Raw genomic sequence first — 24,160 nt, 5'->3', positions numbered from 1 at the left:
TTGTGGGCGGTGGTGATGGCGTGGAAGTCGCCGGTGAAGTGGAGGTTCATGTCCTCCATCGGCACGACCTGGGCATAACCGCCGCCGGCAGCACCGCCCTTGACGCCGAAGTTCGGCCCGAGCGAGGCTTCACGGATGCAGACGATGGCCTTCTTGCCGATGCGGTTCAAACCGTCGCCGAGGCCGACCGTCGTCGTCGTCTTGCCTTCGCCGGCCGGCGTCGGGTTGATCGCGGTGACCAGGATCAGCTTGCCGTCCTTGTTCTTGCGCGCATTGGCGATGAACTCGGCCGAGATCTTCGCCTTGTCGTGGCCATAAGGCAGCAGATGCTCGGTCGGAATGCCGATCTTGGCACCGACCTCCTGGATCTGCTTCTTCTTCGCCGCACGCGCGATCTCGATGTCGGTCTTGAATTCGGCCATGACGGCTCCTCCACAATGTTTGTTCCAATGGCGCGACGGCCATCGCAGTCGCCGCCATAGAAGCGCGACATCGCCATCGCCTGCCGTCTCAAAACAGCCGCCCAATGCACGGATTGCGACAGGGCAGGTGAGTGAATAGGGAGCAGCGAATAGCGAGTGGAGAGGAGCCGCGACGCTAGGAGCGCGCCTCTCACCACCACTCCCTATTCGCTATTCGCCATCCCCTTACCTGCTCAGCACGTTGCTGATCTCGACCAGATTCGAACGGACGCGCAGGATGTAGAAGCCCATGGTGATCAGGTGCGAGGGCATGAACCAGCCGTTTTCAGCACCATTGGAGATGATGAAGGGCTGGATGTTGAGGGCGGCACGAGTCTGCTGCTCCATCGTATCCCAAAGATTGTCGAGGTTGCGTGTCTTAAGCACGTCCTCAAAATCGGCATGGGTCGCCTTGAGCAGGCCGTAATAGCCGTAGAGCTGGCCATAGGCGAACCAGAAGCGGTCGTCGGCGCGCGGGTCGAACCAGCCATTGTTGTAGTTCTCGGCGCGGTCCTTGAGGATCGCCGACGTCGCGCCGATGTCGTTGGAAATGCGGTCGATGAACTGGATCAGATTGTCGGCGCGGGCGTCGAACACCGCCTGGCACTTCTCGAGGCGGCCGTTGAAATTGTTCAGGCTCTTGATCGCCGAGCGGTAGTAGCTTGGGGTCGGCGTCTTGGGGCCGAACGGGGTCAGGCCGAAATACCAGGTGTATTCGTCGAACTGCATGTTGCCACGGGCGTCCTGCAGATCGGAATCGACCTGGCTGGTGCCACGCACGCGGCCGAGATTGTCGGCCAGTTCGGTGGTCGTGCGGCGGATCGCCTGGTTGATGCCGCGCTGGAACGAAGCCTTGTTGTCGAGGAAAGGCGTGTGATCCCAGGACAGGCCGAACAGGCCGGTCTTGTACAGGACCATAGACGAGATCCAGGCATTCTGGTTGACGTTGAGGTCGATCAGTTCAGCGGAGATGTCGGCGATCGCCGAACGGCCGCAGGTCTTGGCAGTGTCGGTGCCGCCGCCGGCGACAACCTGCTCGCCGGCCGAGACATTGCGGTTCTCGAAATTATGCGTCGCTACATAGTCGGGGTTGAAGTTGGTCCACACCTGGGTGTTCCAGCCAAAGTAGCCATACAGCGCCACAAGCCCGACGACAGCGCCGCCAACCAGCGTCTTCAGCACCCATCCGCGCTGGACGAACCAGCGCCAGGCCCAGATGAACGGCAGCAACAATATGCCGATGACGAAGCCAAGGCCCCTACCGATCAGCTGAAACATCCGGGTGAAGAAACTCACGATCGGATCAAGCATTTGGAATCCCCTCAGTCGGTCAGGCCGTAGAGCTGTGCGCGGAACGCCGCCTTGTCTTTCAGATATGTGGTTTTCAATGTGTCGACAACATTGGATCGCCAGGTCTCGTTGAGCTCTTCATAATCCTTGTAGAAGCCTTGCTTGTTGAAGACATAACGCGAGACGAAATCCGACGGCACAAATTCGGAGATCAGACGGTTGGTCAGCCAGGCGTCGGGATGGTCGGTCTTGGCGCGCACCACCAGGAAGCGGTGCAGCGGAAATACCTCTTCCAGCCGCAACTGGCCGAGCTGGGCGATCTCGCGCTTGGCGGCATTGAGAAAGGGGAAGGTGCCGTCACGGTTGATCGCGTCGGCATGGCTGTGGATCCAGGTCTGCAGCCAGACCTTGTCGACCTTGCCGATGTCGCGCTTCGGCTCGGCCTCGCGGATCAGGGCGCGCACAGCCATTTCAGCGCGGTGCTCGAGATAGCCCGAGCTTTCGATCCACGAGGCGCGGGGCAGGTCGAGCCGGCCGGTCGACGCCAGGAACTTGAACACCTTGTCGGCGTCCTTGATCGAGAGATAGCTCACCTGCCATGGCCGCGAGCGGCGGAAACCAGGCGCCGACGGATCTGATATGACCGTTGTCACATCAGGGTCGACGAAGACGTAGAGCCCGCCGAAATGGCTGGTCCAGAAGGCGTTGTGGCGGAAGATCACCTGGTCGGGCACCAGCGCGTTCTCACGGATATCGCCGCAGACCTTGGCAAGTTCGACCATGCGCTGGAGCATGGCATCGTCGCGCCAGGCCTCGGGCTCCTGCTTGAGCTTGTCGACAAGCTTGCCGAGCTCGGCCGCCTTGCCGAGCACATCCTCGGCCGACAGCACGCGGAACTCGACCTGGTTGATCGACAACAGGTCTTCGATGTCCTCGACCTTGGACACCGAATCCTCGATCTCGCCGTAGATCACGTCCTTGATCGTCAGCGCATCGATGGCGCGCTGGTTCTTCGACATGAATTCGAAAAGCAACTGCGAGGTGTTGGAGAATGCCGTGTGCACGACCGGCAAGTCGATCTGCGACGGCGTCAGGATGATGAAGCGGCGGTTGACCTCGTTGGGGTCAAGATACTGGTAGTCGCCGAGCTCCTCGGCAATCTCTGGCGAGAAGCCGGTGCGGTCGATCTCGAAACTCTTGAGCTTCGTCGCGGGCAGGCCGAAAGCGGTCAGCGCCTTGTTATAGCGCCCGATCAAATGCGGTTCGTCGACCGGAAGGAGACGACCGTAGATGAGTTCATTGTCGCGGAGGAGGTCCATCTATTCCTTCTCCCCGCTTACGGGGAGAAGGTGCCCGAAGGGCGGATGAGGGGCAGCACCAAGCTTCACAGGTGATCCTCGTTCGAATGCGCAGGAAGAAACATCAGATCCAGGGCAATTGTCTTGTTGTCGAGCCGACCGTCAAGCACGGCAACAATCGTGCCCAGCAGCTGCTTGCGTCGCTGGAGCACATCGATGTGCCAAACTCTGATCACTGACCGTCCGTTTCGATTCATAGTCTCGTCACGATGCACATCCCGTATGTCGTGCGCGTGTTGGCTGCCATCAACTTCGACCACGAGATTGGCTTCTCGGCAGGCGAAGTCAGCGAAATAGGGGCCGGCATCTGGCGAATGAACTTATAGCCGTTCAAGCGTCTTGACCGAAGTTCGAACCAGAGCTTGTCCTCGGCATCATTATCCACTTGCCTAAGCTGCCGTGCCCGTGAAGTCTTGAGTTCATTTCCGCCACGCACTGCGCTGCCCCTCATCCGCCCTTTGGGCACCTTCTCCCCGTGAACGGGGAGAAGGAAACTCAAGCATTCCACAGCCCCTTCGCTTTCAGCTCCTCCATCTCCTTCGCCGCGCGCTCGCGCAGCCTTGCGTCGCGCAACAGCTTGGACACGGCGGCATCGTCTGATTTGTCGGAGTAGCGGAATTCGCTGTCGGCGTAGCGGTTGATCTCCTGCATCACCATGTCCATCGAGAACGGTCCGCGCAGCTCCTCGATCATCGCCTTCTTCTCGTCGTAGCCCTTGTGCATGAAAGCCTCGGGTTTTTCGAACCATTCGTCAGGCAGCTCGATGTCCATGGCGCGCATCTTGATCGCGTCGGTGACGTTCTTGATGGCGCGACCGGTGAAGCGTGGCTCGGCTTCTTTGATCATGTGCAAATAGGTGCCGACGTCGGCCAGCGTCTTGGGCGCGCCATTGTCCTTCATGAAGCGGTCGTAGACCTTTTCCAGGCCGTCTTCCTGCGGCTTGGCGTGCTCCTCATAGGCCTCGGTCACGGCGCGCTGGATCTCCTGCGCGGCATAAAGCTCATGCTCGCCGAGCGGGATCTTATGGTTCTTGCCGGCAAGCAGGACAAAGATGTCGATGTAGTCGTCGCGGGTCTGCGGGCCGTCGACCAGCCAGCGGGCGCCGGCGCGCTGGCGCAGCGCATCGTCGACATTCTCGGGATAGTTGGAGAACATGCCGAAGGAGCAGTTGCCGCGCACGACCGTGCCGGCACCGGCGAATGCATCCATCAGTACGCCGGTGATTTCCTGCTGGCCGGCCGACGCCCGGTCGTCGGAGCGCTTGGCGGCCACCTGGTCGATGTCGTCGATGGTGCCAAAGCCGATGGCGCGCGGGTTGAGCACGTTGTTGATGAACTGGCGGCAGTTCTGGCCAGACTTGCCCTGGTAGGACGAGATCTGGTCGACGCCGAAATTCTCGTAGGCGAAGGGATAGCCGGCGACCTGGCAGTAATTGTTGACCAGGCCTGCGATCATCTGGATCAGCGTGGTCTTGCCGGTGCCCGGTGCGCCGTCGCCGATGAAGGTGAACAGGAAGCCGCCGAGCTCGACAAACGGGTTCAGCTCGCGGTCGAAATCATAGGCCATCAGCATCTTGGCTAGCCGGACCGACTGGAATTTTGCGATGTGGTTGCCGACGACCTCCTGCGGCTTCTTGAAGGTCATCACCAGCGGCTTCGACTTCTTGCCCGGCGCGACGTCGAAGCCGTCGAGGGTGAAGTCGTCGGCGTCGATGCGGATATGGGCGTTCTCGAAGGCGCCGATGCCGTCGAAGCGGCTCTTGCGCTGCAACAGGCCCTCGATGGCTGTGCGGGCAAAGGCGCGACCGCGCGTCAGAAGGTCGGCATCGTCCTTGGCGCCCGACAGCGCTCGGTCGAGGCCGGAGACGATCGACTTCACCGCGTCCTGGGGCGTGTCGAACAGGAAGTCTGGTTCGCTGACGTCATTGGGCGCTTCGCCGTCGCTGTCGATCAGCTGGGCAAGGTAGGAGGCGAGCGTGAAGCCGGCGACATAGGCCGACGCCGACAGCAGCTTCTTGAAATGGCTGGCCTCGTCGCCCTCGAGCGGGCTGCGCGCATTCTTGGCCTGCAGCGCCTCCAAATCGGTCGAACGCGAGAACACGTCCGAAACGGCAAGCGCCACCGCAATGCCGCGGCGGGCGCGAAACAGCAGCGTGTGCTGTGGGATCGACATCAGTTGGTCGTCGGGGCGGATCGCCGTGACGGTCTTCTGCAACTCGACCTCGCGCGTCTTGCGGATCGAGCCGGTCGAAACCGTCGAGACGAAACGCCTGTTGGTGCCGGCAAGCGCCGTACCAGATTGGCCGGAGGAATCCTCCAGCACGACGATGCGGGTGATGAAGCTCTGCGCCGTGGCGCGGTGCTTCTCGATGTCGGCTTCGGAAATCGTGGTCAGGCCGGTGTCCATCAGATTTCTCCCGCTATCAGTGTTTTAGTCCTGCCAGGGTTTCCCCCACTCCGCCTCGCTGCGCTCGGCACCTCTCCCCTCTCCGGAGGGAGAGGAACGGCGCGAGGCCCGATGGCGGTCTTTCCTCTCCCCCGTCGAACGGGGGAGAGGTGTCGAGGCGAAGCCGAGACGGAGTGGGGGGCGACCGCCTTGCTCTCAGACATCCGAGATCACCTGTCCCTTCGACAGGATGTGCACCTTGTAGCCGCCGAAGATCTTCTCGGCTTCGCCCGCGGCGTAGAGCGCCTGGTAAGCCTCGTGCGGGATCAGTGCGTGTTTCTCGTAGCTCGAGACGCCCTGGCGCGCGGCCTCGAGGTCGTCGGTGTTGATGAAGAACTCCTCGCTCGACGGCTCGCTCGACCACAGGCCCTTGCGGCCGGGTTTCTCGGCCTTGGAGTAGACCTCCTGGATAGTCCAGGTCAAAAGCCAGGCGTTTTCGGCCTTGCGCACTTTCGCCAGCACTTCGCTGACCGTCGAATTGTGCTCCGTGATGCCGGCCGAATAGAACGGGCCCAGCACCATCCGCCTGAGCTGCTTGGGGTGCAGGACGGGAAAATCCTTGTCGAGATTGGTGGCGACTGTCAGCGGTGACAGCGAATAGGCCGAGTTCTTCTCGGTGAAGTCGTCGAAGCGGTGGGCGAGATCGGGGTTGAGCAAGCCGTCGACCGGCAACGGGATATCGATCCTCTCGTTGAGCCTGCCGCTGTCGGTGTCGACGAGCTGCTCGACCATCGCCTCCGACGAATCCTCGACGGTCGCCATATAGATCAGCGGCAGGTTGGCAGTGCCGTCGAAGCTGCCCCAGTGGACGAGATAATAGGGCCGCATCGACTTTGGATTGACCGACACCTTGGCCGTTTGCGCCAGGATGAAGGGCGAGAAGGTCGAGCCGTCCTTGACGTCCTCGAGATAGAGCCGCTCGGCCATCGAGCGCTGCAGCGCCTCGGGAAATTCCTTGTGGCGCAGGATGAAGTCGGCCATCTCCTCACGCAGCTCGCCCGGTGGTGGGATGCTGGCCAACCGCTGCGCCGCCGTCTTGCGGTCGTTTTCCAGTTCGAGCACGTTCTGGAACACCGGGAAGCCGCTCTCGGCGCGCGAAATCTTGAAGGTCTCCATGAAGCCGAGCCGGTTGCGCCAACAGGCGAAGGACCGTTCCAGTCGCGAGATATAGGCCGCCGCCACCTTCGCCACGATGCCGTGCCGGTAGAGCGGCGAGCGGTCGTCGCGCATGAAGATTTCAAGCCCGCTGAGCGCCGCCGCAATCGCGTCGAAGTAGCGGACGGCTGGGTCGTCTGTGGGGGTCATGGGCAAATTCTCGAATGCATGGGCTCGACGTTGCCCCCCTCTGGCCTGCCGGCCATCTCCCCCACAAGGGGGTAGATCGGCTGTCGCGTTTCCTGTCGCCCGAACTTCATCGCCGAATACTGGCGAAGCGCCAACCACCGCCTAATCTTCCCCCTTGGGGGGGAGATGGCCGGCAGGCCAGAGGGGAGCGCGACAGGGCGCGACATTGCGGATGCTTGCTAGGTTACGGCTGCACGTAGTCCGAAGCGTTGTGCTTCTTCAGCACCTCGTCGAAGCGGCGGGCAAACGCGTCGTCGGCCAGCTTCTTGCGGCGCTGGATGTCGGCCGTCGCCACCATGTTTTTCTCGTGCAGTTCGAGCAGGTCGCCGATGTGCTTCTGGGCGGCGGCGCCGATGCCGGCCATGGTCTCTTCGGCGGTGTTGTCGACCTTCGAGCCCAGCGTATTGATCTTGTGGGCAACGTCCTGCTGCGCTGCCGTCTTCAGCGAGTCTTCCAGCGCCTTGTACAAGACGATGCGCTGCTCGGTGTCGATGGTCAGCTTGTTGATCAGCGTCGCCTGCGCTGCGATCTGGTTGTTCAGCGAATCGACGAAGGTCTGGAACATCGAGGTGTAGCGTTCGAGCGTCTGGCTCTCGGCCAGGATTTCCTGCTCCTTGGCCTGCTTCTCGTTGTATTCGGTGGCGAGCTTGGAACGCTCGGATTCGAGCTCGGTGCGCTCCTTCTGGCTGGTCGAGGCCGCGATCTTGTTTTCGATGTCGAGCAGAAGCGGGTTCAGCTCCTCGATGCGCTTCTGGGTCGCTTCGAGGTTTGACATCGTCACCTTGCGGCGCTCGATCACCTGGGAAAGGCTGGCCTCCGAGGTCTTGTAGCGCTCGTCGAGGACCTGCTTCTGCGCCTTCAGGATGCCGACGATGGTGTCGGACTTGACCAGCAGTTCCTGCAGATTGCCGGCCAGCGACATGTTGCGCACGCGGTCGGTGCGCATGCGCTGCTTGCTGGAATCGGAGAAGATGCCGACAAAGGTTTCCCAGCCGGTGAAGCTCTTCATGCTCTCGAATTCCGAACCGAAGACGTTGGTGGCGTCCTCAAGTCCGATGATCAGGTCGGCGATGTTGCCTTCCATCACCTTCTGCTGCTTCAGCACGTCCTGGATACGCGCGTTCTCGATGTCGAAGTCGGAGGCGCCGATCTTGGCGTCCGTCGTGGCAATCTTGTCGAGCACTGTGCCCGACTGCTCGATCTTGCTCCGCATGTCCTCCACGACCTGCTTGGTCTTGGCGATTTCGGCATCGAAATTCTGCAGCGTTGCCATACGTTCCTCCGGTGTCGAATGCGGGACAGTGGCGCCGAATATATGTGGCGCATCTTGCGATTGAAAGACACACAGCCGCGGGCGAAAGCAATTATGCCGGGGCTACTTAGCTTGGTGTGGCAAATCCGATGAAGTCGTCGGGCTGGGCGCGGCCCATTTCCTCTTCCCAGTGGCGCCGACACAAGGAGACGTAGACGTCCTTGCCGATCGCCACCTGCTCGCCCTGGCGGGCGACCTTGCCGTCCGGGCCGAGCCGCACGACCATCGTCGCCTTGCGGCCGCAGCGGCAGATCGTGCGCACCTCGCGCAGGTCGTCGGCGATGGCGAGCAGCGCCTGCGAGCCCGAGAACAGATTGCCCTGGAAGTCGGTGCGCAGCCCGTAGCACATGACGGGAATGCCCAGCCTGTCGGCGACGCGCGCAAGCTGCCAGACCTGCTCTTCCTCGAGGAACTGCGCCTCGTCGACAAAGATACAGTGGACGGTCGTGTGCTGGTGATGCTCGGCGATGCGGGCATAGAGGTCGTCGCCGCCGCGGAACATCTCGGCGCCGGCTTCAAGCCCGATGCGCGAGGAGATGTAGCCGGTGTCGCCCTTGCGGTAGTGGCCTGCGACAAACAGCATCGTCGTCATGCCGCGCTCGCGGTAGTTGTAGGACGCCTGCAGCAGCATCGTCGTCTTGCCGGCATTCATCGTGGCGTAATGGAAATAGAGCTTGGCCATGGTTCTTCTAATCAGAAGCCGTCGGGCGCGGGGAGGGGCCAGCCCTGCCATCCACCGCAAAAAACCTTTGTGATGTCGCTGATGGATAAGCCAGCGGCGTCTGTCGTTGCGTCATGTCACTTGAATCCAAAGGAAAATGGTGTTTGGCTCGCGACAAAGACGAACAACAACAATACCGCGTTGCCGTCATAAATACGAATGGGAGATTCCATATGTCGCGCTTGAAACTACTCGCCGCCGCTGTCGGCGTGTCGGCGGTCATGACTGCCGGTGCCGCCTTTGCGGGCGATGCCGAAAGCTGCAAGAAGGTGCGCCTGTCCGATGTCGGCTGGACCGACATCCAGGCCACGACAGGCGTCGCTTCGGTGCTTTTGACCGCACTCGGCTACGAGCCGGAGGTTATCCAGCTGTCGGTGCCGGTCACCTACGCCTCGCTGAAGAACAAGGATCTCGACGTCTTCCTCGGCAACTGGATGCCGTCGATGACCGCCGACATCAAGGAATATGTCGCCGACGGCTCGGTCGAGACCATCGGCGAAAACCTGTCCGGCGCCGGCTACGGCATCGTCGTGCCGTCCTACGTCGCCGAAGGCGGGGTCAAGACGCTGACCGATCTCGGCAAGTTCAAGGACAAGTTCGGCGGCAAGATCTACGGCATCGAAGCCGGCAATGACGGAAACCGCATCATCCTCGACATGATCTCCAAGCCCGAGAACAATCTCACCGGCTTCGAGCTGGTCGAATCATCGGAAGCCGGCATGCTGACCCAGGCCGAGCAGTCGATGAAGTCGAACGAGTGGATCGCCTTCCTCGGCTGGACGCCGCATCCGGTCATGGGTGCGATGAAGATCGCCTATCTCGATGGCATGGGTGACTCGGGCTTTGGCGCTGCCACCGTCAGCACAAACGTGCGCAAGGGCTATGTCGCCGAGTGCCCGAATGTCGGCAAGTTCCTCGGCAATCTGAAGTTCAACCTGGAGATGGAAGGCACCATGATGGATGCCATCCTCAAGGGTGGTAACGCCAATGACGTTGCCAAGGACTGGCTCAAGGCCAATCCGGATGCAGCAACGCCCTGGCTCAACGGCGTCACCACCTTCGACGGCGGCGATGCAACGGCTGCGGTGAAGGCTGCTCTGGCGAGCTAATTCGGCATCCTTGCCTGCAAATGACATGATGAAGGGCAGCGAAGCGAGACAGCTGCCCTTTTTCGTATCAAGTTAAGCGAGAAGCGCCGGCGCGACCGGCGCCTGCGAAAGCAATAGAGAGGGGACAGATGGATCCGGTATCGAACTTGCTGGCTGCCTACAAGATTCCGATCGGCCTGTGGGGCAAGGCGTTCTTCACCTTCCTGACCGACAATTTCAACGCCATCTTCCGCGGCTTTTCCAACGGGCTCAACTTGTTGCTCGACGGGCTCGTCGACGGGCTGCTGCTGCTGCCTCCGGTGGTGGTCGTGGCGCTGGTCGCGGCTCTCGCTTGGTACCTGCAGCGTTCGCGGGCGCTGGCTATAGGGGTTGCGCTCGGTCTGCTGTTCATCATCAATCAGGGCCTTTGGAAGCAGACCGTCGAGACGCTGGTGCTGGTCGTTGCTGCCGCTGCCGCCTCGATGGCCATCGGCGTGCCGCTTGGCATCTGGGCGGCGCACAAGCCCAAGGTCTACCGCTTCATGTTGCCGGTACTCGACCTGATGCAGACGCTGCCGACCTTCGTCTACCTGATCCCGGTGCTCACCTTGTTCGGTCTTGGCAACGCGCCCGGCCTGATCGTCACCATCATCTTCGTCATTCCGACGGCGGTGCGCCTGACCCATCTCGGCGTCACCTCGGTGCCGACCGCGATCATCGAGGCCGGCCAGGCCTTTGGTGCCACCAAGCGCCAGCTGCTGTGGAAGGTCGAGCTACCGGCGGCCCTACCCACCATCATGGCGGGACTCACCCAGTGCATCATGCTGTCGCTGTCGATGGTCGTGTTCGCCGCCCTCATCGGCGCCGGCGGCCTCGGCACCGAAATCAACCGCGCGCTCGGCTCGCGCAAGATCGACCTCGGACTTGAAGCAGGGCTGGCGATCGTCGTGCTCGCCATCGTTCTGGACCGCATGACGCGCATCGGCGTGGGAGGCAAGAAATGAACGTTGCCGTCGATTTCAAGAATGTCGACATCGTCTTCGGTGCCGACACCAACGCTTCGCTCGCCATGCTCGACAAGGGTGCCACCCGCGCCGAGATACTCGAGAAGACTGGCAACGTGCTGGGTTGCGCCGGCGCCAACCTGACGATCAACGAGGGCGAGATCTCCGTCCTGATGGGCCTGTCGGGATCGGGCAAGTCGACGCTGCTGCGCGCCGTCAACCGGCTGAACATCGTCTCGCGCGGGTCGGTCATGGTTAAGGACGGCGACAAGATGGTCGACGTCGTCTCCTGCGACGAGGCGACCTTGCGCCGCCTGCGCCAGCACCAGGTCGCCATGGTGTTCCAGCAGTTCGGCCTTTTGCCCTGGCGTACGGTCGAGGAAAATGTCGGCCTCGGCCTCGAGCTTGCCGGCATGCCCGACGCCGAGCGCAAGGCCAAGGTCGGCAAGCAACTCGACCTCGTCAACCTGACGCCCTGGGCCAAGAAATACGCTCACGAGCTGTCCGGCGGCATGCAGCAGCGTGTCGGCCTGGCCCGCGCCTTCGCCACCGAAGCGCCGATCCTGTTGATGGACGAGCCATTCTCGGCGCTCGACCCGCTGATCCGCACCAAACTGCAGGACGAGCTGCTGCAACTGCAGAAGACGCTGAAGAAGACGATCATCTTCGTCAGTCACGACCTCGAAGAAGCGCTCAAGATCGGCAACACCATCACCATCATGGAAGGGGGCCGCATCGTTCAGTCCGGGCCGCCAGAAGATATCGTGCTGCGTCCGGCCAATGACTATGTCCGCGACTTCATCGCCAACGTGAATCCGCTGTCGGTGCTCACCGCATGGAATGTCATGCGTGACCGCCGCGACCTTGAGGATGCGGGCGAAGGCTGGCTCTGGCTCGACCGGCGCAAGACCACGCGCTTCAAGATCGACGCGCAGGGCCTGGTTGCCGCTGCCGAGCGCAACGGCCAGCCCGCCGTATGGGTTTCGGTCGACGAGATCGACAAGTCGGCCGACGAGGCTTCGCACGTCTTCTGGGCGAAACCAGGCACATCGCTCAAGCTGGTGATGCTTGCCATGCATCGCTCGCAGACATCGCCCGTGGCGCTGTTCGACGACCAGTCCCGCTTCGTCGGCGCCATCGGCATCCGCGACGTGCTAAGTGCTGTGCTGAGGCGGTGACAGCTTTTCTTCTCCCGGTAAACGGGGAGAAGAAAAGCCGCTCGGATCACTCTTCCTCATCACCCAAAAGCTCGTCCAGCCTGGCCGCATAAGGCTGCACGGCGTCGATATATTGCGCGCCTTCGGCGCGCAGGGCCCGCGTCTCGGCGATCTTTTCCTCGACGAAGCTGCGCATTTCGGTTTTCTGCTCGGCATTCAGGTCGCTGGCATCGACCTTTTCCGTAAGGCCAGAGAACGTCGCTTCGAAGCGTTCGGCGGCGATCGTCGCGAGATAGCCGCGGAAGGTGGCGCCGAGCGCTTCCTTCCAGCTTTCCCTGTCGAAGCCGGCCTTGGCGATGCGGCCGTCGAGCCCGGCATCGTTGTCGAACCAACGGTCGGCCTCCTCCTCGTCATAGGCGAGGCGACCAAGCTCTGGCTCAAGTTCGCCCAATAGCTGCACCACCTTGCCGGCCTCTTCGAGCGTCAACGCGCGGGCCGGCAGCACCAGCGCTCCGAGCGCCAGGCTCGCCGCCAGCAAGCCGCCAGCGACGCGGCGTCTGAAGACGGCGCTCATCCCATGCACTCCGCCTCGAGAGCCTTGTCGGCGTCGTTCTGCGCCTTGGCCTGAACCAGCGAACCGCCGACCGAGGCGACCGAGCCGGCGATCGCGCCGCCGCGGCCAAGTCCGCCGAAGCCGCCGACCATCGACAGTGCGCCGCCGAGCATGGCGGCATTCGTCTGCGCCTGGGTCGCCTTGCGCATCGCTTCCTCGCAGCGCTGGGCTGCCGTCTGCTTCTTGCCCTTGGGAGCCAACTGTGCTGCCGCCTTGGGTGCGCCTGCCGACGTCGTGGTGCTGGTCGTCGACGTCGTCTGGCTGCAGGCGGCGAGCATGCCGCACATCATCAATGCAATTGCTCTTTTCATGGATCTCTCGATTTCGCTGGAGAAGGCGCGAACTCTCTGGATGCGGGCCATGCGCGGACCGTCGACTCTGCCCAGTCGACGGTCCGGCGATGGCCGGCCTCGCATGCGTCGATGAGCGCCCCCGCCCTTCGGATGCATCGGTCCGCCACGGCGCCGATTTACGACGACATCACGGCCTCAGTCTTGGCGTGGGGCGAACAGGTGCGGTCTGGGACGAACCGGGCGGTGTGCTCCTGACAGCGGCGCAGGGCTGCGGCCTTTACTTCCGACGGTGTCGCGCCGAAGCGCTGCCTGAAGGCGCGGTTGAAATGCGAGAGGTCGTTGAAGCCGGCATCGAAGGCGATCGCCGACACCGTGCTGGCGCCGGCAAGGCCGAGCGCGTTGTAGGCGAGGTCGAGCCGCGCATCGCGCAGGAACTCGGAGAAGGTCAATCCCTCCTGCTCGAACAGCCGCTGGATGTAGCGCGGCGTCACGCCCTGGCGGCCGGCAATCGCGGTGACTGTGAGCTCCGGGTCGGTCAGTTGGCGCAACATCTCGGCCTTGACCAACTCCAGTCGCGCCGCACCCAGGCTGGCGCGCACCGGTTCGGCGTTGGCTGAGGTCGCGCCTTGCACGACGAGGGCCGCGAGGTCGTAGATGTGGTTGCCGGCAAGCCGGCGGCCGGCCTCGCCCTCGGGTGCCTGCGACCGCAACAGGTCGGCATAACCCGTCAGCAGCCCGGCGCCGGCAGCGTCGACACGGATATGATGAAACGCCTTTTGGCGGATGCGCGGCGCAAGCGCTGCCAGCCTCGCCTCGTTCAAGGACACGACCTTCAGCAGTGTGTTGGGCAAGGCGAAGGCCATGGACGTGGCCTCGTTGAGCAGCGTGATGTCGCCGGCCTTGATCGACAAGGGCGGCTTGCCTGCGACCGCCACCTCGTAGTCGGTGGTGTGGATGGTCATCAAATAGTCCTGGCGGCCGTCGGCCGCCATCAGGTCTTTTGGGCGCTCGCCGAGCACGGCCGAATAGCAGGCAGTACCGACCGTCGTGCCGGCGTCGAGAAAGTAGGCGGAAACGTCGAAGGCAAAGTTGTCGGCATCTTGCGGCCGAAAGCGCAGGCCGGCGACATGGCGGGCGACAAAGTCGTGCAGGTAGGCGAGGCGGTCGCGCGCGGGAACATCAAAGGTCGAAAGGCGCTGCATCGAACGGTTCCGTTTCAGAATGCACCCGACAGCTACCTAGGCGGGAAGGTTTTTCTGTTTCAATCTATGCGGGGTTGCATCCTTATTCACGGAACGGCTGTTGCGGTCAAGATGGCGGTTTGCCGGTAGCTGCCAGTAACCGCCATCAATTGGCCAGAGGGATCAGGCTTCTACAAACGGCTTGAAGCCGCCATAGATCATGCGCTTGCCGTCGAACGGCCATGACGCCGGATCGCCCTCCAAGCGTGGGTCGGCCATCACCTTCTTCATGATCTCGTCGCGGTCCTCGCGCGAGCGGTAGACGATCCAAGAGAAGACGACGATCTCGTCGTCCGTGGCCTGCACCGCGCGGGGAAAGGAGGTGACTTCGCCATAAGGCACGTCGTCGGCCAGGCACTCGACATAGGCGATTGCGCCGTGGTCCTTCCAGACCTCGCTCCCGAGGCGCGCCATCTCCTTGTAGGCATCGATCTTGCCCTTCGGCACGGCGAGCAAGAACCCATCGACATAAGACATGCGTTTTCTCCTCGTGTTGTGACGTTGCAAGGACGAATGGCTGCCGGCCGATCCTACAATGCCGGCCAAAATTTCTTGCAGGCGTCCTCCAACGCATAAAGGTCGGATAGAGGGCCGGGTTCCGAAACCGTTGCGGCGCGCTGCGATCAACCCCATACTATGGCGAGGTGAGCACGAGGCGCGATTGCCATGCCCGAAACCACCACGGCTCCACGCACCAAACTCCGTCCCAAGACCGAGCGGCCGAAGCTGCACAAGGTCATTCTCGTCAATGACGACTTCACGCCGCGCGACTTCGTCGTCACGGTGCTGAAGGGCGAATTTCACATGTCGGAAGACCAGGCCTACCGGGTGATGATCACCGCACACCAGCGTGGTGTCTGCGTCGTTGCGGTGTTTACCCGGGATGTCGCCGAGACCAAGGCGACGCGGGCGACGGAAGCCGGCAAGGCCAAGGGCTATCCGCTGCAGTTCACGACAGAACCGGAGGAGTGAGGAGCGTCCGCGCAGCAGAGGGCAAGATGCCCGCAGGCAGGCTGCCGCCAATCCGCTACAATGCTGCCGGTCCCGTACCCGAGGCCGGGCCGACATAGAGTTCGCGTCCGCCCCAGTCGCAGATGCGGACATGGTCAGGCACCTGCGGCATTGTGAGCGTATGGAAAAGCGAGCTGGCGACATCGACGGCCGCGTCGATATCCGGCGCCTCGAGGGAAATGCGGTCGAGCGTCGCGTGCGCGCCGTCTTCCTTGCGCAGGCGATAGAATTCGATGACGAAATTCACATCTGCCTCCAGCCGCGTTCGCGAACAGGTCAGCCTTTCGGCTTGCCTTTGTAGGATGTTGTCTCTGCCTGCTTGACCTGCGAACCGAAGGTGGACGCGGCTTTGACTTCGACCTTCTCCTTCTTGGGCTTTCTGGTTTCGCGGTTGCTGCGTTGTTGGCCCTTGGCCATGGTCGTGCCCTTCCTGTTGCGAAGCGAACCTATTCGGCTACCGCTTCGACGTCCTCGAGATTGTCTTCCGTGGTGACCCGCTCGTGGTTTTCGCCGTCACTGCGGATGCGGTATTGCGGCGAGCCGTCCTTGGCCGGCAGCGTCGCCTTGACGTGGAAGGTCTCTGCGTCCTTCACCGCGATGCCGATCCGACTCTTGATCCGCACCATCTGGCCGACGGTGAAGCGATGCGACGGCTTTTCCACACGCGGGGCTGAAGCCGGTCCTTTTGTGAACCTGATCATGCGGCCTTTTCCTGATCCTGCCGCAGCGCGGCTTCGAGTTCGGCATAGTCGATGGCGAGAACCTGGCTGGTCAGCAGATTGGATGATCGCGCGGGCAGGTGAATGTAGGTGGCGACGCGGCGGTAAGCGATCCACGAGATGCCGTCGATCAGCTCTTCGTCCTGGTCGATGTCGTAGTCGCCTGCCGGCTGGATCTCCTCGATCCCGCGCAAGGCGAACGGCCTGTCGAAATGGACGGTTGAACGTTTGGTGCGCCCGGTCATCGATGTCTCCCGAAATGAACGAAAAGCGGAGCAATGCCCCGCTTTCGCCGCCTCAAGCGTGCCTGGGTCGGACCGGATGGGTGCTGCCAGTACATCCGTGGTCAGCGTCCATCGATCCGGGCCAAATGAAATCAGAGCAGCTGAAGATTGGTGGCCGACTCGCGGCCCTTGTTGTCGCGCTCCAGCTCGAAATTCAGCTTCTGGCCTTCGGCCAGGCCGGAAAAGCCGGCGCGCTCGAGCGCGCTGACATGGACAAAAACGTCCTTGCCGCCGCCGGCCTGCTCGATGAAGCCAAAGCCCTTCTGGCCATTGTAGAACTTCACGGTCCCAGTGTTCATGTGAGTATCTTTCGAATGAGAAAAGTCGTCGCGCGTCAAGTATTGCCGCACATCAATAGATCGACGATTTGGAAAGAGTTTGGCGGGTCGAGAACCTCTGACGCCGCGATAGCCAAGCTGGCCCAAAAAACGATTGGTTACTTCTAAACCTTAATTGCGGTTTATGTAAGGTGTTTTTTGCATTCTGGGTTCTATTTCAAAATTTATTTCGGATCGTGTCCGTCTAGCCGCGGTCGTGGAATGCTGATACCGTCTCAGCACTAGCAGACAATTGGCAGTTGCTTTCCCGCAGGACCGTAAGGTCCTTCGCGGCGGACTGCATTTCCCCCATGCGAGGACAAAGCCATGATGTTCACGAGAAGGCCGAAGACCTCAGTCGTCAAAGTTTCCGCGCCGCCGGCCAAGCTGGTCAAGCTGACCGCGCGCAAGGACGAAATCGCCCGTCTGCGGCTCGCCGACAGCGACGGCGCGCGACGTCGCGAGCTGCAAATGATGGAAGACAACCGGCTGCGCTGATTGATTTCGAGGGGCTACCGGCCCTCACGGTACCACATTCCGCCGAGCGCCAGCAGCAGCAAACCAAGGCCGAGGAAACCGCCGAACAGCGGCACCCGCGACACCGATTTCAACACGCTGTCGTCGGTGGTGCGGAAGCCGAGCCAGTCGCGGCCGGAGGCTTCGGCATTGCCGCGCACCGGCACGATGCTTGGCAGCGATATGCCGTTGGACAGCGCCGATATGCCGGTCGCGGCGAGGCGGCGCACGTCGCCGCCCGTTGCCTCGGCGGCCGGCCGCAGCACGTTTTCCGTCGACACTACATCCGCGAATTCGGGCGCGTTGACCGGCCCGACATGGGCAAGCGCGGTCAGGTCGCCATTGCCGACCTGGTAGAGGCCGATCTCGCCGACCTCGACGCTGCCGGTGAAGATGCCAGGGTCGCTCTTGGCGAGCTGGACGTCGAGCGTCTTGCCGGACGGCGTGATGACGCGGGCAGGACCAGCTTCGTCGCGCATCGTCTGGCGGCGGATATCGAGCACCATGCCACGACCGTCTGCGGTCAGGCGCTCTTCCTCGAGCTCGGGCTCCTTCATCAGCCAGTGCGCGATGCGGCGGTAGAGCGAGACATGCGGGCCGCCACCCTCGAAGCCGCGTGCCCACAGCCAGCCCTGGTCGGACAGGAACATGCCGACCCGGCCTTCGCCCTTGCGGTCGAGCAGGAGCAGGGGCCTGTCATCGGCACCCTTCATCACCACTTCGCCCTCCGGCTGTTCGATGCCGATCTGGCGGAACCAGCGGCTCCAGCGCGGCGGCTCCTGCGCCGAACCCTCGAGGCCGCGCGTCACCGGGTGGCGCTGACCGAGTTCGGTCAAGCGTGGATAGAAGGCTTTCTCGACAACGTCGCCATTGGGCATGGCGGGCAGGGCAGAGATCAGCGGTGTGTTGGCGATCGACTGTTCGCCGGCATATTCGGGGCCGGCGGCGATCAGCAGCGCGCCGCCCTTTTCGACATATTCGGCAATGTAGTCGTAATAGAGGATCGGCAGCACGTCGCGGTGCTGGTAGCGGTCGAAGATGATCAGGTCGAAGTCGTTGATGCGCTCGACGAACAGCTCGCGCGTCGGAAAGGCGATCAGCGACAGTTCGTTTATCGGCGTGCCGTCCTGCTTTTCAGGCGGCCGCAGAATGGTGAAATGCACGAGGTCGACCGAGGCGTCGGACTTCAAGAGGTTGCGCCAGGTACGCTCGCCGGCATGCGGTTCGCCCGAGACCAGAAGTACGCGCAGGTTCTCGCGGATGCCGTCGACGAGGGCTATGGCGCGGTTGTTGGTGTCGGTCAGCTCGCCCGGAACCCGGTCGATCGACAGTTCGACGATGTTGCGCCCGGCCGACGGCACGGTGATCTGCAGCGGCATTTCCTGGCCGACAAAGGCGCGCTGCACCGAAACCTGGTTACCGTTGATCGACACGCGCACGTCGACCGACCCGGCCTCGCCTCCGGTGTCGATCACGCGATAGGTCATGTCGAGCGGCTTGCCGACGATGCCAAAGCGGGGAGCGTTCTCGAAGCGGATGCGGCGGTCGCGCTCATTCTCCTGGCCGGTGATGAGCGCGTGCAGCGGTGCGCTGATCGCTGGGGCGCCGGGCACGTCATGCACCTGGCCGTCGGTGACCATCACGGCGCCGCCGATACGCGACGGCGGAACATCGCGGAACGCACCTTCGAGTGCCGCAAACAGCCGCGTTTCGGTGCGGTCGTCGGCGGCCTCGGAACGGCCGGCCTCGACGACACGCACCTCGAACTGCCTGAAGCGCGCCAGCCGTTCCTTGAGCCCTTCGACCGCTGCATTGGTCTGGGCGGTACGGTCGCCGATGTCTTGGCTCTGGCTGCGGTCGACGATGATCGCGACCACGCTCTTCAGCGGCTCGCGCTCTTCGTCGAGGATCACAGGGTTTGCCAGTGCCAACCCGAGCGCGCCGAGCGCAACCAGTCGCAGCCAGGCGCCGCGCTGGCGGAACCAAAGGCCGACAAAAGCGAGCAGGGCGAGCGGCACGAGCAGCGCCGCCAGAAGAGGCCACGACAGCAGGGGCTCGAAGGCGACGGACCAGTTCATGCTATTGCCCCAGCCGTTCGAGCAGGACAGGTACGTGCACCTGGTCGGATTTGTAGTTGCCGGTCAGCATGTACATCATGATGTTGACCCCGGCGCGTAGCGCATAGACCCGCTGCATCGGGTCCGAAGGCACCGTCGGCAGCATCGGGTCGTCGTTTTCGTCGATGGCCCAGGCCCCGGCGAAATCGTTGGCGGTGATCATGATCGGGGTCACGCCGTCACCGGTGCGCACCGGCCGGCCCTCCGCGTTCGATGCCTCAAGCGACGCCTCGACCCACAGCGGGCTGCCGTTGAAGCGGCCGGGGAACTCCGGAAGGATGAAAAACGCCTTGGTCAGCACATGATCGGCCGGCACCGGCTCCAGTGGGGGCACGTTGAGGCTGGAAAGGATATCGCGCAGCCGCTCGGTCGCCGGGCTCGCTGCATCGGCGCCAATGCCATTGGCGAACTGGTCGCGGGTATCGAAAAGCACGGTGCCGCCCTGCTTCATGTAGGCGTCAACGCGGGCGATCGCCGCTTCGCTCGGCATCGCGGCGGCCGGGTCGATCGGCCAGTAGATCAACGGGTAGAAGGCAAGTTCGTCCTTGGCGATGTCGACGCCGGCCGGCTCGCCCGGTTCGAGCGCGGTCTTCTCGATCAGGAATTTTGTCAGCCCGGCGATGCCGGCACGGCTTATGGCATCGACCGCGGATTCGCCGGTCAGAACATAGGCGACGCGGGTCTTCGAGATGGCCTCGACCGCCTCGACGTCGCCTGGCTTGGCGTCGTCGGCATGCGCCAGATCCGGCTGCGCCATCAGTGCGCCGAGGCAAAGCAATACTGCCGCGGCCGTGCCGGCCGTTCGCCCGCGTCTCGCGCCACGGCGCGAGAACGTGCCGCCCATCCAAAGCACGGCGAGCGTGTCGAGCGCCATCAATGCCAGAGCTGCTGCCACAAGCGAACCTTTCAGGTCGCGCGATTCGTCGAAAGCGTAACGTATTTCTGTCACCGGCGCAGAAAGCTGCGGTCGCACAAGCGGCGAAAGCGTGCTGTCGGTTTTCAGCAGATTGTGGGCGAGCACACCTTCTTCGCTGCCATAGAGGCCGGGTGGGTTTTCGAGCGTGACGGGCAGGGCGCCGGCACCTGCCAGCAGCGGCCGGGCATCCGGCGTCGGCGGCACAATGCGGCCGTCCGCCGAAATCATCCGGTACGGTGCCAGCGATGCCGGCTTGCCCTCGATGCCTGTGGTTGCCGTGCCCTGGTTACGCGACAGCTGCACGATCCGGCGCAGCATCTCGACGAAGCTGCCCGAGATCGGCAGGTTCGACCATGTCGCCTGCGGCGCGATGTGGAACAGCACCAGCGTGCCCTTGCCGCGCCGGGCGCCCGTCACCAGCGGCGTGCCGTCGGCGAGATTGGCCCAGGTGCTGGCAGCAAGGTCAGGCGTCGGCTCGGCCAACACCTGCTTGCTCACAGTCACCTCGTTGGGCGGCGACAGGTCGGCAAACGGGCCGGCGTTGGGGAAGTCGCTGACCGGTTGCGGTGCCGTCCATGACAGGGCGCCGCCGAGCGAACGTTCGCCGAGCCTGAGCCGCACCGGCAGCAATTCCTCGTCATTGCCGGCCGCGGCGAGGCGGGAGCCGGCAAAACGCACCAGCGTGCCGCCCTCCTTGAGCCAGGTCAGCAATTTTTCGCGCGCCTGCGGCGGGATGGTGCCGACGTCGGCCATGACAATCATTGCCGGCTTCTGCTCCAGCATTTGCGGGATCGCCTCGGCGAGATCCGAACTCGTCGGCTCGCTCAGGTCAGCAAAGGGTTCGAGCGCGCGGCGAATGTAATAGAGCGGCGCCAGCAGCGGCTGCGAGTCGTCGGCGTCCGACTGCGACAGCAGGCCGACACGGCGGCGTTTGGAGCTGTCGTCGAGCACCCGCACGGCGCCTGCCTGGCCCTGGCCGTCGAGCGCGATCGAGGCAAAATCGTTGCGCAGTTCGAAAGGCACGGTCATCGTGCCGCTTGCCACCGTCTCGCCCGGCGCGAAGGCCAGCGTGGCGTCGGCGATGCGGCGGCCCTTGTCGTCGAAGGCACCTGTCGTCACGGCCCCCGGAGCGGGGTCGCCCGGCGCGCGGATGGCGGTCAGCGCAAAGCCGTCCATTTCGTTTTCGGCTGATGTCAGGCCCTTGGCGTCGAGCCGTTCGGGCGAGGCCCACAGCACATTGGCTGGGTTCTGGCCCAGCAGCGTCGAAAACGCTTGCTCGTCGCCTGCACCCGCCAGCCCGTCGTCGAGAATGGCTATGCTCGTGCCGGGCAAAGTTGCCAGAACGGTGGCGACGCGTGCGTAAACGGGGCCTCTGTCGGTCGGCACCGGCCGCGGTTCGGCGGCGCGCAGGCGATCGAGCGCTGCCTGCGCATCGAACGGACCGATCTCGGCATTGGGCTTTTCGGCGGTGAAGGCCAGCACGACCGGCTGTCCTGATGCACCGGCATCGGCGATAAGCCGTTCGGCCGTGGCAACGCGGCGTTTCCAGTCCGGTGCGCTCGCCCAGCCATTGTCGACCACAAGTGCCAGCGCAGCTCCGCCCGTCGGCAGTTTCTCGCGCGGATTGAACACCGGCTCGGCCAACGCCAGCACCACCAGTGCCGCCATCAGCAAGCGTAGCAGGGTGAGCCACCACGGGCTTTGATGTGGGGTCTCTTCCTTCTTGAACACCCGCGCCAAAATCTTCAGCGGCGGGAAGATTTCGGCCTGCGGCTTGGGCGGCGTCAGCCTGAGCAGCCACCAGATGACGGGCAGGGCGAGCAGCCCCCACAGCACGGCTGGAAATCCGAACGACAGCGGCAGCCAGCTCATCGGCGCCCTCCCGGTCCGTGGCCTTCCGAGGTCAACGCCATATGAACGCGCACCAGCGCCTCGGAGGCGAGGCGGTCTGTATGGTTGACCGTGTAGCTCCAGCCGAGCCGCTTGCACCAGGCGGCCAGTTCCTCGCGGCGCGCGCCGTAGAGATTGCGATAGGCGTCCGACAATTGCTCGGCGCGGCCGGCGGTCAGCTTTTCGCCCGTCTCGGGGTCGGTGAATTCGGTGCGGCCGGCATAGGGGAAACTCTCTTCCGCAGGATCGGCGACCTCGATCAGATGGGCGCGGGCGCCATGGCGGGCCAACGTATCGAGCCAGGCCATCGTCTCTTCGACCGGATCGAGGAAGTCACCGATGATGACGATGTCGGAGAAGCGACGGATGCTGGACAGATCAGGTTTCGCCGGCAGTGAAACGGCTTGCGCCAGATGCGAGGCCAGCCGCTCGGCGCCGTTGCGGGCGCTGAACGGGTCGGTCAGTCCCGGCCATGCTATGCGCTCGCCGCTGCGTGACAGAAGCTCGGCCAGCGCAAAGACCAGCACCAGTGCGCGTGATTCCTTCGACACGGTCGCCGTCTTCGACTTGTACAGCATCGACGGCGACAGGTCTGCCCACAGCCAGACCGTGTGGGCCGCTTCCCATTCGCGGTCGCGCACATAGGTGTGGTCGTCGCGGGCCGAGCGCCGCCAGTCGACGCGCGCCATCGCCTCGCCCTGCACATAGGGTCGGAACTGCCAGAAATTCTCGCCTATGCCGCGCTTCTTGCGGCCATGCCAACCGGCGATGACAGTGTTGACGATGCGGCGGGCCTCGACCAGCAGGTCAGGCACCAGCGAGGCGCGCAACCTGCCACGGGCAAGCGCATCGCTGGTCGCAACCGGTGCCGATGCCTCGCCGATGCGCGCCATCAGATGTCCTTGACCAGCCGCGCCACCACGTCGCGGACCGTCATGCCTTCGGCGCGGGCGGCGAAGGTCAGCGCCATGCGGTGCTGCAGCACCGGCTCCGCCAGCGCGCGGATGTCGTCGATCGACGGCGCAAGCCGCCCGTCATAGAGGGCACGCGCCCTGGCACACAGTGTCAGCGCCTGGCTGGCGCGCGGACCGGGCCCCCAGGAGACGTGTTTGTCAGTCTCGGCATGGCCCTGGCCTGGGCGCGCCGAACGCACCAGCTTGAGGATCGCCTCGACCACGGTTTCGGGCACCGGCATGCGCCGGATCAGCAATTGGATGTCCTTCAGGCGTTCGGGATCGAGCACATTCTGCGCCCTGGCGTCTTCGATGCCGGTGGTTTCCAGCAGGATGCGTCGCTCGGCTTCGAGCTCGGGATAAAGGATGTCGACCTGCATCAGGAACCGGTCGAGCTGGGCTTCCGGCAGCGGATAGGTGCCTTCCTGCTCGAGCGGATTCTGGGTTGCCAGCACATGGAAAGGGGCGGGTAGGTCGTGGCGCTCGCCGGCGACCGTCACGTGGTACTCCTGCATCGCCTGCAGCAGTGCTGACTGGGTGCGTGGGCTGGCGCGGTTGATCTCGTCGGCCATCAGCAATTGCGCGAAGATCGGCCCTGATATGAAGCGGAAGGAGCGTTTGCCCTGGTCGTCCTGCTCCATCACCTCGGAGCCGAGGATGTCAGATGGCATCAGGTCGGGCGTGAACTGGATGCGGCGCGAGTCGAGGCCGAGCACGATGCCGAGCGTCTCGACCAACTTGGTCTTGGCAAGGCCGGGCACGCCGACAAGCAGCGCATGGCCGCCTGCCAAAAGCGCCACCAGAGTGCGTTCAACGACGCTTTCCTGGCCGAAGATGACGCGGCCGACGCCAGCGCGGATCTTGGCGATGTCGGCAAGCGCACGTTCGGCTGCGGCGATCATCTCGCTCTCGCTCATCGCCGTTTCCTTGATCATCACGCTCATGCGGGCCGGATCCTTCTTCTGGCGCGGCGCCTGAAATCAAAACCGATTCCCGGACTGCCGATGCGCTCACTCAAAATGCTACAGCGTGCCTCTCTCGTCCATCAGAACAGGGGGCCGCTTCGTCAATCTACAAGGATTATTTGCCTCTTGGTCCGGTGCGTCGTCC

The 24,160-nt window shown here is 63.4% G+C and carries 25 protein-coding genes and 1 pseudogene; 5 read left to right on the top strand and 21 right to left on the bottom strand.

Annotated elements, in window-relative coordinates; genetic code table 11:
• The 8 genes and pseudogenes from HNQ95_RS02025 to HNQ95_RS01990 all read right to left on the bottom strand — a co-directional run.
• A partial coding sequence (locus HNQ95_RS02025) for a formate--tetrahydrofolate ligase (protein WP_182573340.1) occupies positions 1-422 on the bottom strand: 422 nt, incomplete at its 3' end.
• 225 nt (positions 423-647) lie between these two features.
• Positions 648-1,772 (bottom strand): DUF2333 family protein, encoded by a 1,125-nt coding sequence (locus HNQ95_RS02020; RefSeq protein ID WP_067959273.1) that lies wholly within the window; start codon positions 1,770-1,772, stop codon positions 648-650.
• A gap of 11 nt (positions 1,773-1,783) precedes the next feature.
• Complete coding sequence (locus HNQ95_RS02015; RefSeq protein WP_067959276.1) at positions 1,784-3,070, bottom strand: DUF6638 family protein; 1,287 nt, start codon at positions 3,068-3,070, stop codon at positions 1,784-1,786.
• Between the two features lie 65 nt (positions 3,071-3,135).
• Positions 3,136-3,545, bottom strand: a pseudogene (locus HNQ95_RS02010) (endonuclease domain-containing protein).
• Between the two features lie 59 nt (positions 3,546-3,604).
• On the bottom strand, positions 3,605-5,515 hold the full coding sequence (locus HNQ95_RS02005; protein ID WP_067959278.1) for an AAA family ATPase: 1,911 nt from the start codon (positions 5,513-5,515) through the stop codon (positions 3,605-3,607).
• Positions 5,516-5,710: 195 nt separating this feature from the next.
• A complete protein-coding gene (locus HNQ95_RS02000) occupies positions 5,711-6,859 on the bottom strand; it encodes a hypothetical protein (RefSeq protein ID WP_182573339.1) in 1,149 nt (382 codons plus the stop codon).
• 223 nt (positions 6,860-7,082) lie between these two features.
• Entirely contained in the window at positions 7,083-8,171 is a 1,089-nt protein-coding gene (locus HNQ95_RS01995; protein WP_067959283.1) for a hypothetical protein, read from the bottom strand.
• A gap of 106 nt (positions 8,172-8,277) precedes the next feature.
• The gene (locus tag HNQ95_RS01990; RefSeq protein WP_182573338.1) at positions 8,278-8,892 is read right to left on the bottom strand and encodes a thymidine kinase; all 615 of its coding nucleotides are present in this window, start codon (positions 8,890-8,892) and stop codon (positions 8,278-8,280) included.
• Positions 8,893-9,104: 212 nt separating this feature from the next.
• Here HNQ95_RS01990 and choX point away from each other — a divergent pair, with 212 nt between their 5' ends.
• From choX to choV, 3 genes are all read left to right on the top strand, one after another.
• Positions 9,105-10,040 (top strand): choline ABC transporter substrate-binding protein, encoded by a 936-nt coding sequence (choX, locus tag HNQ95_RS01985; protein ID WP_154384741.1) that lies wholly within the window; start codon positions 9,105-9,107, stop codon positions 10,038-10,040.
• Positions 10,041-10,168: 128 nt separating this feature from the next.
• Positions 10,169-11,023, top strand: a complete 855-nt coding sequence (choW, locus tag HNQ95_RS01980; protein ID WP_067959292.1) for a choline ABC transporter permease subunit — start codon at positions 10,169-10,171, stop codon at positions 11,021-11,023.
• Entirely contained in the window at positions 11,020-12,201 is a 1,182-nt protein-coding gene (choV, locus tag HNQ95_RS01975; protein WP_182573337.1) for a choline ABC transporter ATP-binding protein, read from the top strand. The genes choW and choV overlap by 4 nt, the downstream gene beginning before the upstream one ends.
• Positions 12,202-12,247: 46 nt before the next feature.
• Here choV and HNQ95_RS01970 read toward each other — a convergent pair whose 3' ends face one another.
• From HNQ95_RS01970 to HNQ95_RS01955, 4 genes are all read right to left on the bottom strand, one after another.
• Entirely contained in the window at positions 12,248-12,754 is a 507-nt protein-coding gene (locus HNQ95_RS01970) for a hypothetical protein (protein ID WP_067959297.1), read from the bottom strand.
• Positions 12,751-13,104 carry a hypothetical protein gene (locus HNQ95_RS01965; protein ID WP_154384742.1) on the bottom strand — a complete coding sequence of 118 codons (354 nt, stop codon included), beginning with the start codon at positions 13,102-13,104 and terminating at the stop codon, positions 12,751-12,753. The genes HNQ95_RS01970 and HNQ95_RS01965 overlap by 4 nt, the downstream gene beginning before the upstream one ends.
• A 158-nt stretch (positions 13,105-13,262) precedes the next feature.
• Positions 13,263-14,288, bottom strand: a complete 1,026-nt coding sequence (locus HNQ95_RS01960) for a helix-turn-helix transcriptional regulator (protein WP_182573336.1) — start codon at positions 14,286-14,288, stop codon at positions 13,263-13,265.
• A gap of 162 nt (positions 14,289-14,450) precedes the next feature.
• Positions 14,451-14,804, bottom strand: a complete 354-nt coding sequence (locus HNQ95_RS01955; RefSeq protein WP_067959305.1) for a DUF1428 domain-containing protein — start codon at positions 14,802-14,804, stop codon at positions 14,451-14,453.
• Positions 14,805-14,993: 189 nt separating this feature from the next.
• Here HNQ95_RS01955 and clpS point away from each other — a divergent pair, with 189 nt between their 5' ends.
• Positions 14,994-15,299 (top strand): ATP-dependent Clp protease adapter ClpS, encoded by a 306-nt coding sequence (gene clpS / locus HNQ95_RS01950; protein ID WP_067959308.1) that lies wholly within the window; start codon positions 14,994-14,996, stop codon positions 15,297-15,299.
• 55 nt (positions 15,300-15,354) lie between these two features.
• Here clpS and HNQ95_RS01945 read toward each other — a convergent pair whose 3' ends face one another.
• The 5 genes from HNQ95_RS01945 to HNQ95_RS01925 form a co-directional block, all read right to left on the bottom strand.
• Positions 15,355-15,585 (bottom strand): hypothetical protein, encoded by a 231-nt coding sequence (locus tag HNQ95_RS01945; RefSeq protein WP_067959310.1) that lies wholly within the window; start codon positions 15,583-15,585, stop codon positions 15,355-15,357.
• Between the two features lie 29 nt (positions 15,586-15,614).
• Entirely contained in the window at positions 15,615-15,755 is a 141-nt protein-coding gene (locus tag HNQ95_RS01940; RefSeq protein ID WP_165915833.1) for a hypothetical protein, read from the bottom strand.
• A 29-nt stretch (positions 15,756-15,784) separates the two neighbouring features.
• On the bottom strand, positions 15,785-16,039 hold the full coding sequence (locus tag HNQ95_RS01935; RefSeq protein ID WP_182573335.1) for a hypothetical protein: 255 nt from the start codon (positions 16,037-16,039) through the stop codon (positions 15,785-15,787).
• Positions 16,036-16,302, bottom strand: a complete 267-nt coding sequence (locus HNQ95_RS01930; RefSeq protein ID WP_067959317.1) for a hypothetical protein — start codon at positions 16,300-16,302, stop codon at positions 16,036-16,038. Before HNQ95_RS01930 ends, HNQ95_RS01935 begins: the two co-directional genes overlap by 4 nt.
• 131 nt (positions 16,303-16,433) lie before the next feature.
• Complete coding sequence (locus HNQ95_RS01925) at positions 16,434-16,640, bottom strand: cold-shock protein (RefSeq protein ID WP_067959320.1); 207 nt, start codon at positions 16,638-16,640, stop codon at positions 16,434-16,436.
• A gap of 345 nt (positions 16,641-16,985) precedes the next feature.
• On the opposite strand from HNQ95_RS01925, the gene HNQ95_RS01920 reads away from it, so the two are divergent.
• Positions 16,986-17,156: a hypothetical protein gene (locus HNQ95_RS01920; protein WP_182573334.1), complete on the top strand. Its 171-nt coding sequence runs from the start codon at positions 16,986-16,988 to the stop codon at positions 17,154-17,156.
• Positions 17,157-17,170: 14 nt separating this feature from the next.
• Here HNQ95_RS01920 and HNQ95_RS01915 read toward each other — a convergent pair whose 3' ends face one another.
• From HNQ95_RS01915 to HNQ95_RS01900, 4 genes are read right to left on the bottom strand one after another with little or no spacing between them, the layout of a single operon-like run.
• Positions 17,171-19,252 carry a hypothetical protein gene (locus tag HNQ95_RS01915; protein ID WP_182573333.1) on the bottom strand — a complete coding sequence of 694 codons (2,082 nt, stop codon included), beginning with the start codon at positions 19,250-19,252 and terminating at the stop codon, positions 17,171-17,173.
• Position 19,253: 1 nt separating this feature from the next.
• Positions 19,254-22,079 (bottom strand): DUF4159 domain-containing protein, encoded by a 2,826-nt coding sequence (locus HNQ95_RS01910; RefSeq protein WP_182573332.1) that lies wholly within the window; start codon positions 22,077-22,079, stop codon positions 19,254-19,256.
• Positions 22,076-22,990, bottom strand: coding sequence for a DUF58 domain-containing protein (locus HNQ95_RS01905; RefSeq protein ID WP_182573331.1), 915 nt, complete (start codon positions 22,988-22,990; stop codon positions 22,076-22,078). The genes HNQ95_RS01910 and HNQ95_RS01905 overlap by 4 nt, the downstream gene beginning before the upstream one ends.
• A complete protein-coding gene (locus tag HNQ95_RS01900; RefSeq protein WP_182573330.1) occupies positions 22,990-23,994 on the bottom strand; it encodes an AAA family ATPase in 1,005 nt (334 codons plus the stop codon). Before HNQ95_RS01900 ends, HNQ95_RS01905 begins: the two co-directional genes overlap by 1 nt.
• Positions 23,995-24,160: the final 166 nt, after the last annotated feature.

The organism is Aminobacter ciceronei (assembly GCF_014138625.1).
Lineage (GTDB): Bacteria > Pseudomonadota > Alphaproteobacteria > Rhizobiales > Rhizobiaceae > Aminobacter > Aminobacter ciceronei.
This window is presented reverse-complemented; position numbering and strand designations above follow the sequence as displayed.